This is a genomic window from Methanothermococcus sp. (assembly GCF_015523155.1).
In the GTDB taxonomy this organism is placed as follows: domain Archaea; phylum AGJL01; class Methanococci; order Methanococcales; family Methanococcaceae; genus Methanofervidicoccus.
The window spans coordinates 1-13,344 of sequence record NZ_WAKW01000019.1 but is presented as its reverse complement, the minus strand read 5'-3'; the positions used below and the strand labels follow the sequence as shown (position 1 = coordinate 13,344).

Annotated in this window: 16 protein-coding genes; 14 read left to right on the top strand and 2 right to left on the bottom strand. The window is 28.2% G+C overall.

The genetic code is table 11. From position 1 onward, the window contains the following. Positions 1–463 precede the first annotated feature (463 nt). The 14 genes from F7B34_RS02630 (at position 464) to F7B34_RS02565 (ending at position 10,252) form a co-directional block, all read left to right on the top strand. Positions 464–730, top strand: a complete 267-nt coding sequence (locus tag F7B34_RS02630) for a hypothetical protein (protein ID WP_292460155.1) — start codon at positions 464–466, stop codon at positions 728–730. A 63-nt stretch (positions 731–793) separates the two neighbouring features. Continuing rightward, a complete protein-coding gene (locus F7B34_RS02625) occupies positions 794–1,279 on the top strand; it encodes a hypothetical protein (RefSeq protein WP_292460154.1) in 486 nt (161 codons plus the stop codon). Between the two features lie 16 nt (positions 1,280–1,295). Beyond that, the gene (locus tag F7B34_RS02620; protein WP_292460153.1) at positions 1,296–1,832 is read left to right on the top strand and encodes a stage II sporulation protein M; all 537 of its coding nucleotides are present in this window, start codon (positions 1,296–1,298) and stop codon (positions 1,830–1,832) included. 247 nt (positions 1,833–2,079) lie between these two features. After that, positions 2,080–2,385: a hypothetical protein gene (locus tag F7B34_RS02615; protein WP_292460152.1), complete on the top strand. Its 306-nt coding sequence runs from the start codon at positions 2,080–2,082 to the stop codon at positions 2,383–2,385. 179 nt (positions 2,386–2,564) lie between these two features. Then, entirely contained in the window at positions 2,565–3,005 is a 441-nt protein-coding gene (locus F7B34_RS02610; RefSeq protein WP_292460151.1) for a hypothetical protein, read from the top strand. Next, the gene (locus F7B34_RS02605; RefSeq protein WP_292460150.1) at positions 2,995–3,543 is read left to right on the top strand and encodes a stage II sporulation protein M; all 549 of its coding nucleotides are present in this window, start codon (positions 2,995–2,997) and stop codon (positions 3,541–3,543) included. The genes F7B34_RS02610 and F7B34_RS02605 overlap by 11 nt, the downstream gene beginning before the upstream one ends. A gap of 290 nt (positions 3,544–3,833) precedes the next feature. Further along, positions 3,834–4,115 carry a hypothetical protein gene (locus F7B34_RS02600; RefSeq protein ID WP_292460149.1) on the top strand — a complete coding sequence of 94 codons (282 nt, stop codon included), beginning with the start codon at positions 3,834–3,836 and terminating at the stop codon, positions 4,113–4,115. Positions 4,116–4,166: 51 nt separating this feature from the next. After that, the gene (locus F7B34_RS02595; RefSeq protein WP_011973243.1) at positions 4,167–4,589 is read left to right on the top strand and encodes a hypothetical protein; all 423 of its coding nucleotides are present in this window, start codon (positions 4,167–4,169) and stop codon (positions 4,587–4,589) included. A gap of 37 nt (positions 4,590–4,626) precedes the next feature. Continuing rightward, positions 4,627–5,157 carry a stage II sporulation protein M gene (locus F7B34_RS02590; RefSeq protein WP_292460145.1) on the top strand — a complete coding sequence of 177 codons (531 nt, stop codon included), beginning with the start codon at positions 4,627–4,629 and terminating at the stop codon, positions 5,155–5,157. A gap of 145 nt (positions 5,158–5,302) precedes the next feature. Beyond that, positions 5,303–5,956: a YIP1 family protein gene (locus F7B34_RS02585; protein ID WP_292460143.1), complete on the top strand. Its 654-nt coding sequence runs from the start codon at positions 5,303–5,305 to the stop codon at positions 5,954–5,956. Between the two features lie 9 nt (positions 5,957–5,965). Further along, positions 5,966–7,480: a hypothetical protein gene (locus F7B34_RS02580; protein WP_292460142.1), complete on the top strand. Its 1,515-nt coding sequence runs from the start codon at positions 5,966–5,968 to the stop codon at positions 7,478–7,480. Positions 7,481–7,492: 12 nt separating this feature from the next. Then, positions 7,493–8,170 (top strand): ABC transporter ATP-binding protein, encoded by a 678-nt coding sequence (locus F7B34_RS02575; protein WP_292460140.1) that lies wholly within the window; start codon positions 7,493–7,495, stop codon positions 8,168–8,170. Between the two features lie 92 nt (positions 8,171–8,262). Next, entirely contained in the window at positions 8,263–9,147 is an 885-nt protein-coding gene (locus F7B34_RS02570; RefSeq protein ID WP_292460138.1) for a hypothetical protein, read from the top strand. A 1-nt stretch (position 9,148) separates the two neighbouring features. Further along, entirely contained in the window at positions 9,149–10,252 is a 1,104-nt protein-coding gene (locus tag F7B34_RS02565) for an ABC transporter permease (protein WP_292460136.1), read from the top strand. Between the two features lie 39 nt (positions 10,253–10,291). Here the strand turns inward: F7B34_RS02565 and sepS are convergent, their stop codons facing one another. Both sepS and F7B34_RS02555 read right to left on the bottom strand, forming a co-directional pair. Then, positions 10,292–11,914 carry an O-phosphoserine--tRNA ligase gene (sepS, locus tag F7B34_RS02560; protein WP_292460135.1) on the bottom strand — a complete coding sequence of 541 codons (1,623 nt, stop codon included), beginning with the start codon at positions 11,912–11,914 and terminating at the stop codon, positions 10,292–10,294. 148 nt (positions 11,915–12,062) lie between these two features. After that, positions 12,063–13,073 (bottom strand): hypothetical protein, encoded by a 1,011-nt coding sequence (locus F7B34_RS02555; protein WP_292460133.1) that lies wholly within the window; start codon positions 13,071–13,073, stop codon positions 12,063–12,065. Positions 13,074–13,344 lie beyond the last annotated feature (271 nt).

The window sequence follows — 13,344 nt, the reverse complement described above, 5'->3', positions numbered from 1 at the left end:
AATATTAACAATCTTAATCTTCTCAATAGGTTTCATCTCAGGCATTACATTCATAAACGACTTTTCAAAAAACTACAAAGGAGAAGAAATAAATCATAAGTTAAATATAAAATTCAACTTTAATACAATCCTATTAAACAATTTAAAAGTTATTTTTCTAATTATTTATTAACATAGGTTTAAAACAGTTAAACTTATTTTAAATACTTTACTATTCAATTCAAATCGATATATATATATATATAGGTGTTTTCATTTATTAATAACATGAAAAAAATGAAAAATTATGAGGGTAATAAAGAAAATATTAAAACACTCTTTAAAAGTATTTAGGAAAAATGAAAAAAGGTTGGCGATGATGAACATGTGCCAGATGTTCGGAGCCAACCATTTGGCTGTGATGAACCTTTATAGGTTCTGAGCCTAATGCTTATCTCAATTCACACCATAAGAGGTGCAAAATATGAATATGTCAAAAAACTTACTTAAAAGTTTCGCTGCTGTGGCTATGCTATGTGTGGTAGGAGCTGTGTTTGCTACACCTGTGGCTTTAGGGGATGGTATTATAAAGGATGCAAATGTAGGAGCTGCTTTAATGTATTATGGGGCATATTCAAAAAATGTTAGATATACTACATATGGTTCAGATATCGTAAAAGTGGGAATGATGATTCCAACAGTTCCTGGAATATGGCAGGTTTTGGCTGTTAAAGTGGGAACTATTGCTTAAAATATTCTTCATTTTAACATTTATTTTTATTAATTTTTTATTATAATAACCTTAGGTGTTATAATGGTAAAATATATGGATTTAGAAGAGTTTTATAATAAAATATATAAAATAATTGAAGAATCAAAAAATGAAAAAGTAATTTTAACAGAACTAGGGGCATACCAAAAAATTAATGACCCAATGGTGAGCTCCTTAGTATATGACAGAGTTAATAAAATTGAAAAAATTTTAAAAGAAAATGGAATTGATTTTATATACTATTATGTTGAAGATGAAGAACTATCAAAATGTTTGGGAAAATGGAAGTATATAGAATATATCTTATTAATGATTTGTGGAGTATTTGCTGTTTTATTTATCCCAGTGGATATGATACTAAGATTTGTATTTAAGAAAAGTGAGTGGGCTGATAGGCTATCATCTATTATATTTAAACCTTTAGAAAAATTTATGCGGAAAAAGGTATTATATAAATTAAATAAGTTAAATGAGATTATTAAAAATATTGAAAATAATGGAAATCAGGCAATTATTGTCCATTATTAAAAATTTTAGTGAAAACATGAAAATACCAATAGTTTTAACATTAGTTATTTTCATAATTGGTTTTATTATAGGAATTGTATCGATAAATAACTTATCAAAAATCAACAATGGTGATTTACCTAACTTTAAACCTAAAATACAATTTAATTTTCCTTTTATATTAACAAACAATTTAAAAGTTATTTTTCTAATGTTGGCAGGTTCTATAACATTCGGTTTATCCACCTTTATAAACTTAATATTTAATGGTTTTAATGTTGGTGTTTTAATTGGTTCTACTTTTCAAACTAATGAACCTTTAAAACTTATTGCTGGTTTTATCCTTCCACATGGAATATTTGAAATTCCAGCAATGCTTATATCGGCAGTAGCAGGTTTTAAAATACCGTATGAAGTTATTCAGTATCTAAGGGATAAGAAAGAAAAACCAATAACAGAAGAAGATATAAAAGAATTCCTAAAATTAGCTCTAATTTCAATCGTTCTAATAGTTATAGCAGCTTTCGTAGAGGTTTATATTACTCCTAAAATAGCAAATTATTTATTAACATAGGTTTAAAACCGTTAAACTTATTTTAAATACTTTACTATTCAATTCAAATCGTTATATATATAGGTGTTTTCATTTATTAATAACATGAAAAAAAATGAAAAATTATAGGGATAATAAAGAAAATATTAAAACACTCTTTAAAAACATTAAGGAAAAATGAAAAAAGGTTGGTGATGATGAACATTTGAGGGAATGTTCGGAGCCAACCGAATGAACACTTAACCACCATAATGGAGGCGAACAAACTATGAAGTTAAACTTACTTAAAGGTTTCGCTGCTGTGGCTATGGTTTGTATGATAGGAGCGGTATTTACGGGACAAATTCAAACAATAAAATTGGTAGGGAGTGCATATTTGGTATATTCAGATTGTCAAGCCATAAATGAAGGAGGTATTAACGGGATAATTGGCACAGCATGCATTGCTGGTGATGCATCTTATGGTCTGCTTCTTGGGGGCTCAATGGCATATGCATCATACTTATGTCTCGGAGTCGGATTAATAGGTTTGCCGTGTGCAGTAGTGGCAGGAACGGCGGCAGCTATTGTATAAATTATTTTTAATGTATTATGATGTAGGTCAATATATGACGAGGTTATCTGTATATGGACAACTTGGAGGTTAGGATGTACCATAGCCTACATCAAATATATTATTTTTTAATAAGTTATATGGTGTGTCAGAGATTATTGATATATTCTATTCCGCATCATATGATAAATGGAGATAATATGAAGAAATTGACAGAAAGTCAGATTAATGAGTTAAAAATATCATTTCTCTTATCTACGGCGATATGTAGTATTATAATTAGTATTGATATTTTAGTTCTTATTTATTTAGTCAATACTGTTGAAATATTAAGAGTCATCCTATATTCTTCAAGTATTGGGTTTTTAATTGGATACTTAACATTTAAGATTTTAAAGATGGATTTATTTACATACCATAAAAATAATAAAAAATTATTGGCTTATATGGGAGTATGGTTTATATCTTCAATGTTTGTTTCGATTATATTTCACTATATTATTGGTTTAAAATATCATTTAAAGTATCCAGACGATTTAATTGTATGTCTTGCATTAGTTACTATGGTTTTTATTTGGTATTTTATTGGGAGTTTTTTATTAAATATTATTGGTAAATTGGTGAAGCCTAATGTTAATTAAAAAACTAAAACTATACCATATCATACCTGTTCTTTTGTTTTTGGTATCCTTTATTTTGGGGTTTAGTATAAAAATGCCAACTTTCGATAATACCTTAAACATTGACATAAACACCATATTTCCCAACACTTTTTTGGGGATATTAACAAACAACTTAAAAGTTATATTAACAAATTTATCTGGTAGTATCATATTTGGATTATCTACTTTTGTTAATACACTTTATAATGGCTTTATGATAGGTTTTGAAATTAAGGGGTTATTTTTTATTGGTGCAAATTTAAAATTTGTCTTGATAACTATGCTGCCTCATGGAATATTTGAAATTCCAGCAATGCTTATATCGGCAGTAGCAGGTTTTAAAATACCGTATGAAGTTATTCAGTATCTAAGAGATAAGAAAGAAAAACCAATAACAGAAGAAGATATAAAAGAATTCTTAAAATTGGCACTAATTTCAATAGTATTAATAATTATAGCAGCTTTCGTAGAGGTTTATATTACTCCTAAAATCGCTAATTATCTATTAAATAAATAAGGAATTAGGAAATCTATTGCCGTATAAATACTTTACTATTCAATTCAAATCGTTATATATATAGTAGTTTTCATTTATTAATAATATGAAAAAAATGAAAAATTATAGGGATAATAAAGAAAATATTAAAACACTCTTTAAAAACATTAAGGAAAAATGAAAAATAAAAGGTTGGCGATGATGAACATTTGAGGGAATGTTCGGAGCCAACCGAATGAACACATGACCACCATAATGGAGGCGAACAAACTATGAAGTTAAACTTACTTAAAGGTTTCGCTGCTGTGGCTATGCTTTGCATGGTGGGAGCTGTGTTTGCTACACCTGCTGCAGTGTCTGAAATTAGCAAGTTATCAGATGGAAAAATTGGAGCATATACTCAAAAATTGTATGATGAGGGAAAAATAACCAAAAACGAGTATGACAGACTTATGGGAAAATTACAAGATATGGCTTTTGCAGGGTCAGTAATATCGATATTTGCTATCCCTTCTATTGCATCAGGCATTGGTGCAGTAGTATTTGCTGCTGGCGTATCAAGTACGGTAAGTGCGTATGTTTTAATGAAATAATCACCCATTTTAATAGTTTTTTATTTTTTTATTTTGTATAATGGTGATATAATGGATTTAATGAATTACCCTAATACAACAGTAATAATAACATTTATTGCTGTTAGTATCGTGTTATGCGTATTTTATTATATACAAAAAAAATGGATTAACATGCCATTTCATTTTATTATAAGTCGCATATTTATGTTTTCGAGCATAACTATAATGATGTGTATAGCATTGGGGATTCTTAGTTGGATGATTTCTGAAAGTGACCCAATTGGAGCAAATGGAATACTGGGTATATCCGCACTGATTTTAATGATGAATTTAATGATTATGATGTTATGTAATACTTTATCTAAGGTTGGAGAAAATAGTTCAAATGAAGAAACTCCAAGTAGGATTCAATTTAAAAAAAATTTAGGGATAATTTTTATTACTAGTTTATTAACGGTTGTAGCAATTATTTTATATGTATTTTATATGTAGGAGTAGTATCAAATAGTAATTTTTGTTGAGGCACAATATGAGAACAATTAAAAACAAATTTTGTATATTTATGTCTCTATCATGTATAATAATAGGCGTATTATGTGGAATATATATCAATCAACAACCAACCAATTCAAATTTAGAAAATAATAATCTTCTAAAACATCAGAAAATATCAAATTTGGAAGAATTTATCTTAATATTAAAAAATAACTTAAAAGTATATTTAATGCTTTTATTAGGCTCGTTAACATTTGGATTATCAACATTTTATATATTATTCTTTAATGGATTATCAATTCCAATATTACTTTCAAATGTAAAACTAATCGATATTGTTGCTTATGTTATACCTCATGCAATTTTTGAATTTTTAGGGTTTATTATTGCAGGGGCAGTTGGCTTTAAAATTCCTTATGAAATAACTCTTTATCTCTTAGATAAGAAAGAAAAACCAATAACAGAAGAAGATATAAAAGAATTCCTAAAATTAGCATTAATTTCAATAATATTAATAGTTATGGCTGCTTTCGTAGAGGTTTATATTACTCCTAAAATTGAATAAAACTCTTCGAGTTTTATAGCTCACCTTCATTTCATTCAGGTGATAGCAAATTATTTATTAACATAATCATATTAACATAACATTTAAATATAATTAGATAGCTATATACCAATATTAATTATTAAAAAAATAAAGAGGGGAGATAATGAACATCAAGGAGCTCATCCTAAATCCGGACAACTTCTTCAAAAACCTATCATATAGGGAGGTATCTCTTAAAACACCATTCCTTATAGTCCTTATATTTTCGGTGTTTATGTCAATATATACCTACTATACAACATCAATAATGTTTAAAATATTTCCAGCAGATATGCAGAGTATGATGACTATATCTATGATAATTGCCGCAGTATCTGCCTTAGTAGGGGGGTTTATAGCATGGTTATTGGTAGCTGGGGTAATGCATCTAATTTCAATGGCATTTAGTGGAGTAGGTTCATTTAAAAGAACATTTGAGTTTACGGGCTATGGATTTATAGCAAACTTAATAGGTCTATGTATAACTATACCAATCGGATATTATTTTCTTTCAAATGCTCATATTCCAACATTAACAATGGCAAACCTTCAAAATCCGATAATTGTAAAACAGATTATGTCATCAATATTTCCAAAAACCATGGTATATACAAACCTTTTAGTAGGTATTGCAGTTAGTTTGTGGAACTTGGGTTTATGGACTTATGGTATAAAGTATGCAAGGAATTTGGAGTTAAAGAAAGCATTTATAGTTGCATTAATTCCAACAGTGTTATTTGGAGCATACCAGCTATACAGTGTGGCTAAATTCTTATAAGGTGAAATAATGAAAAAATCTTTTTTTATTTTTTTATCCATTTTCTCTTTATTTTTAATTTTAAATACATTAAATGCGGTGGAATTTACAAGCATTGACTATAAAAATCAATATTTAGAGCCGTCAAAAACCTATGATTTGTGGGTTGTAATTACACCAGAAAAAGAGATAAACAACACCATAATAGGTATTTATCCTTATGGAGAAAGTAAGGATTATATACAAATAATCAAAGGAAAAGACAGTGAAGGACAATTATTTCCATCTGAAAAAGGAGTGGGGCATTTTATAATAAAAATTAAAGATGATGCACCATCAAAGGATTATAAAATTGTGGCATACTGCAACTACACAGAGGATAATAAACAATATTCAGAAAATAGGATATTTACTATTCCAGTTAGGGGAAAACCAATACTCACAATCGAAAATCCACCGACAATAAAAGAAGGTGTAAATACCATCTATTTAAAAATAACAAATGAAGGAACAGGGATAGCAAGAAACATAAAGATGCAATTTAACAACGATGACAACCAGATATATGCTTTATCAGATGGCTATATCAACTACATAAAACCTGGTGAAACAAGACTAATGGAGATTAAAATTTATGCAAGTGGGGACGGTGTTGTAAAACTGCCCTATAAATTAACATACAGCAATCCTTATGATAATTTACAACTAACCGATAAAACAAAAACAGAGCAGGGGGATTCCAATACAATCACATATAATTATAAAAATCAAAAAATTGTTGAAGAGACAGGAAACTTAGTATTTAAAGTAATTCCAGATAATGTTATTGATTTAAATGTAATTAATTATACCTATCCAGTGGGAGAGATAAACAACTTCACATTATCAATAAAAAACAACTATAAAGATTCCAATTTTATCATTACAATTGGAAATTATTATTTAGGTAATAATCAAAAAAATCTATTTATAAAACATGGGGAAACCAAAAATGTCTCATTTAAAATAAAAGTAAATGATATGGGGGTTAAAGAAATTCCAGTAAAAATAATCTTTGATGGAAACGAGATAAATAAAAATATTTCTATAAATGTTATTGGAAAAGTGCAATTGGTTTTAACTGGGGTAAATATAGAGGGCATTACTGAAAAAACAATTACTGGGGATTTATCCAATATCGGAACAACCAAGGCAAAAAGTGTATTGGTTAGCATTAAAAGAACAAAAAATATTATCCCAAAAAGACCCTATGAAAATTACTTTGTGGGGACAATAAATGCCGATGATTATGGAAGTTTTGAATTGCACTGTGTAATAAATGGAAATGTAAGCGAAATTCCAATTGTAATAACATATAGGGATGAAGATAATAATTTAATAACAATAAACAAGGAAATAGAAATTGATAATGGTCAGTTAGTGTTAAATAACAATTATAAAGGAAAAGGAGAAGGGATTAATTACTTTGTAGTTGGGATAGGTCTTTTATTTTGTATTGGGGTAATTTATTTAATGTATAGAGGATTTGCAAGGAAAAAGGAATAAAAAAGGGGAACCATGATTACACTAAAAAATGTTATAAAATCCTACATAATGGGGGAAGAAATAATATACGCACTAAATAATGTAAGTTTAAAAATAGATGAGGGAGAATTTGTTTCAATTATGGGACCAAGTGGAAGCGGAAAATCTACACTATTAAACATCATTGGATGCTTGGATAAACCAGATAAGGGGGAAGTATATATCGATAATGTAAAAACCAACGATTTAAACGATAATCAATTAACGGAAATTAGAAGAATGAAAATTGGATTTGTATTTCAACAGTTTAATCTAATTCCCCTATTAAGTGCATTGGAAAATGTAGAGCTACCCTTAATATTTAAATACCGAAGTTATATGAGCTCGGAGGATAAACGAAAAAGAGCATTAGAATGTTTAAAAATGGCTGAATTGGATGAAAAATTTGCAAACCACAAACCAAACCAATTAAGCGGGGGACAGCAACAGAGAGTGGCAATAGCACGGGCTTTGGCAAATAATCCACCTATTCTATTGTGCGATGAACCAACGGGGGCGTTGGATTCAAAAACTGGTGGTAAAGTTATGGAGCTCCTAAAAAAATTAAACAAATCTGGAAAAACTGTTGTTGTAGTTACTCATGATATTAATGTTGGAAAAGTTGCCGATAGGATAATAAACATTAGGGATGGGAAAATAGTTGAGGAGTAGATATAAGCTATAAAACGGAAAATAAATGAAAAATTAAAAATGGAAATATGGTAAAAAAAAAAGAAATAACAAAAAATAGCATTGGTGGGATTATGATTAATGTTAAGGATAGTATGTCATTTGATGTTAAAAAAATAGTTATTATATCTGCTATGGTTTGGCTTTTGTTTAGTGTTGTTGGAAACCAAATATTATTTTCGTTATTATTCATTAAAAGCCATGAATATTACAACTATCTATTTGTAGATATTAACTATTTTGCCATGTTTTTTGGTTTAATACTTGCTGTGCTTTTAGTATCTTATTACGGTATTAATAATCCTATGATTAAGAATAGAAAAATAAAAGAAGGGGGTTTATCAAAAAATAATATACCAATTAAGTATTTATTAAAAATAACATTATTGCTTATGATTTTGAAAATAGGTATGTATATTTTAAAAATATATACGAATGTAGATATACCAATAGATTTGTTTTATCTATCCGATGGTGTTATAGGGTATGTTTTAGTAATGGGCTTGTTTTTTAAAATACATGATTTACAAAATAAAAGTATGTCATTTTTATCAAAACTAAAAACAATTGCAATTTCCATAATAATATGGTTTTTAATATCTTATCCATTGTATTGGATGGCTAATGTGTTTATTACTCCTGATTATTTTGGTTATCCCAGAGATTATGACCATTTTAATGGATTTAAAATATTTATTTATGTAATTGGTGCCTTACTGTCTATTCCTGCTTCAATATATCTTAATTTTAAAAAAGATTTAAATACAGATTGTATTTTAAAAGAATGCTGGAAAATTGTATTATTAAATTCATTTATAGCAGGAACATTAGGGTTAATATTTTTTACATTATTTACAATACATTATCATCATGTGTGTTCAGTGGAGTATCTTGTATATTTGGTATTTTTTCTTTTATTAATTCGGACTTTTAAGATTATTGGTAAAAATGAGGAATAATATGTATTTTGAGATGGCTAAGAGGAATTTAAAGAGGCACACATTAAGAAGTATTTTAGCACTGTTGGGAATAATCATTGGAGTTATGGCTATATCCTCATTGGGCATATTGGGGGGAGGATTAAAAGAGGGAATATCTAAAAATTTTGAAGGAGTTGCCAATTTTGTTGTAGTATTTCCAAATACTGGGGAAGGTTATTTACACTTTACAAAAAGAGATGTTGATAAATTAAGGAAATTAAACTGCAAAGTAATTCCAATATGCACAAAAAGCGATATTGTATATATTAAAGGAAAAAATAAAAAAACCTATGCTTCTATTTATGGTATAAAAAAGGAAGATATAAAATATTTAAATTTAGGGGTGGATAATAAACTTTCAGATACAACCATTTATATAGACAGTGTTTTCTCAAATCTTAATGACGTTAATAAAAACGATATGATACTTATAAAAAATGTTTCATTTAGAATAAGGGGAACATACAACAGTTCATTTTTTATAATCTCTCAAAATTCCATAATTTTATCTCAAAAGACATATAAAAGGTTTTACGGGGATAACTATTCAATGGTTGTGCTTTATGTTAAAAATAAAGATGATATAAACAATATTAAAAACGAAACTGAAAATATCATGAACAAAAAAGAAAAGAAAGTAATAATATTATCAATGGATACCCTACTTAAATCTATAAATGATGCTATGGATAAATTATCCATGTTTTTAATTGGAATAGGTAGTATATCATTATTAGTTGCAGGAATAGGCATTGGCAATGTAATGTTAATGAGCACAATTGAAAGAACAAAAGAAATTGGAGTTATGAAAAGTATTGGCGCATCTAAAAGAGATATAATGATCCTGTTCATTTACGAAGCACTTATAATTGGAATTATTGGAAGTTTAATCGGAGCTCTGATGAGTGTAGTTATTGGATACCTGATTGTGGTATTTTTATTAAAATCTTCATTAGCATGGTATTGTTTGATTTATGTATTAATTGGAATATTGTTTGGAGTTGGAACCTCTTTAATCTCTGCACTTTATCCAGCATATAAAGCCGCTACATTAGACCCAATAAAAGCACTTAGAAGTGAATAAAAATAATAAAAAACAAAAAATATAAATAAAAAAAATAAATTATTTTATTTCAACTTTAACATTTAAAAATACAGGACCTCTTATATCTATGACCCTATTATTTCCCATTATCTGCTTTAAAGCCAATTCATCTATTTTTAAATTTACATCGCTTAAACTTCTCACAATTGGAATTCTTATTTTCAACTCATTAGTATTTGAGATAAGTGCCTCCTCTATTTTTGAGGTTATTTTGAAGCATAATGAGTCAATATATCTTATACATGTTGAAACTCCATGGTCTTTCGCATCTTTGAGAAGTTTTACATATTCCTCTTTAACACCTTCAAATGATTCTGGAATTCCAAGTATATTTCCATCAAATACATAGATTTCATTTAATATTGATGGTCCCAGTAGTTTTTTACCTTCCTCTTTTTCAAAGAGTGTTATTTTTATGGTTTTTTCTGTGTTGTAGAATTTTATTTTCTTTTCAACTTTAACTTCACATGGCGATTCTTTATCCTTATTTTTTATACAGGCATCTATTATATCGTATGTTAAATTATACAATTCATCGGTAATAGGGACTTTATCAACTTTAACCATGTGGGCAATATCCCTATCGCTTAAAATATTCTCGTAGAACTGCGGATAAACCATTTTTCTTACATCGTCATAATTATGGGTTATCATGGCAAGTCTTTCAACACCAAGCCCCAAATTCATCACTGGAACATCAATACCATATTTGCTCAGTGCAATAGGGGAATATACCCCAAATGTTGCAACTTCCAACCATTCCTTTAATTTTGGATGATAGGCATAAACTTCCGTCTGAGTTTCTGGTGTGTAGTATTTACTTTTTTTCTCATCGGGTCTAAATTGGAATTTTGTAAATCCAAACTGAGATAAAAGCCCTTCTGCAACAACCTTTCCATCATCAATGGTGACATCTTCACCTACTATTACACAGGATGCAGAGTGGTATGTCATTAAATGACTTTTATCTTCCTTCTGCTCTCTTCTAAAACATCTATCTATTGAAAATAATTTGAATGGTAATGGCTTTTTATTTATGAGCTCCGATAATGTGATAAACCATCCAGATGTCATGTGGCTTCTTAGGGTGAGAGTTAATGATTCTGGGGCGAGCCCCTTAAATTCAGGGAATACTTTTTCTAATATTTTTAACCCCATCTCATTGGATGTATTTAGTGCATTCCCTATTTCAAATACTAAATCATCACCATCAAGGGTTCCTTTTTTATACTGGTGAAGAATTTTTCTTAAATTCTCAATTTTTTCCTCGCTGTCTTTTATTTTTATTCCAAGTTTTTCAATTTTTTCAATTTTTTCATTTCCTAAGCCCACATCAGGTCTTGGAAGTCCTGCCAAATAGAAACACCTATCCAACACTGCCATTGCCTCAGGTCCAAACTGTTTATAAACATCCCTCTCATCCACTATTACAGGGTTTATATACTCCTCAAATCCCATTCTTAAATATGCCTGCCTTAACTGTTCTATTGTATCGATTACAGGGTGGGATTTTCCAAACTCTGGTTTTATTCTAGGGTATTTTTTGTCGATATGCTTATTCGGTATGAGCTCCTTTGTTTCTCTCCACGCCTTTTCAAAATCTTTGTTAGCCATCTTTAAAATTTTCTTTGTGTCAAACATTTTTATCACTTATTTTCTTTATTTTGAAACTAAATAAACTTAAATTAATAGTATATAGATTATAACTATAAAAATTATTAGAAAACTTATAAAAATTATAAAAAATAAAAAAATTTAAAAATAATTTATAAAAAAAGTTATAAAAACTTTATTCAGAAATCTTTGCCTTGGCTTTAACTTTAACTTTTATACTTGTTTGATGAGATTCATTTATATTGGAATTTACACTGACTGAATTATGAAATGAAGCATTAGTTGAACCATGTGAAGAAGAAACTTTATGATTAATGTGCTGACTGTTTTTAATATACATGCCCAATCCATTTATTTTCATTATTTTAATTTTTTCGTCAAGCTCTATCTCCAATTTATAGGCTTTAGCATATTCTCCATTATTTATTAAGATTTTTATTCTATTTAAATCATCACTTTCATTCATACCCATTAATTCAGTTTTTATTTTTAATCTAACATATTTTTTCTCCACGATATGTTTCAGAACATCATTTTTAATAGCATGGATTTTAACATGAAATCCATGATTTTCCAATCTTTTTACAACCAATGAGTTATTATTTATAAATACGCCTCCACTCACAATTATAACATCGGTTATATTATGTTCTTTTAATTCACTGCTGTTAACTGACAAATCACTACCATTTGACAGAACAACTATTGAATTATTGTCAATATTTATATGGGTATTTCCCAAATATCCATGAACTACAATAACTTTTTTATGATTTAATGCATGTTTAAAATGATTATTAATCCAGTTAAAAACCTTTTCATTGGTCTCATACCTATCTTTTCCATATATTCTCTTAAATGACATATTTAAATTATCCAAAGCTTCTTCATATTTATCAGAAACTGCCATTGAACCTCCAACAATTAACACCATATCAGGATTTTCTGCAACTATCTTTGAAACCACAGTTTGATTGTATTCTCCCCATTTGGTGTGTATTATTATGCTGTTATTTATATTGGAGGCTATATTATTTACAGTCATATTATCAGCAGGATTGTCGCTCACTAGTATGGCTATCTTGTTATTTCCTGTAATAGTGGCAGTATTACCAGTGTCAAATGCAAAATTGGATGTTAAAATTATTAAAAAACCCAAAATTGTTAAAATTTTTATTAATTGCATAATTTTTCACCTTATTAATAATTTTTTTAAGTGAAATTTTAATTAATACTTAAAACATTGAACATAATGTGTATAATTATTAATTATATTTAAAATTATCTTAACAGAGTGTGTCTAAGATAGGAATTACATACAATACCAAATATTAATAAATATATACACCCAGATAAATTCGAGTAATAGAAGTTAGTTAAGGAAGTATAATTTATCTCTGAATCTGTTTTAAAGCTCCGAAGAAACTATATATTCCTCTTTTTTTATATTCTTTTTT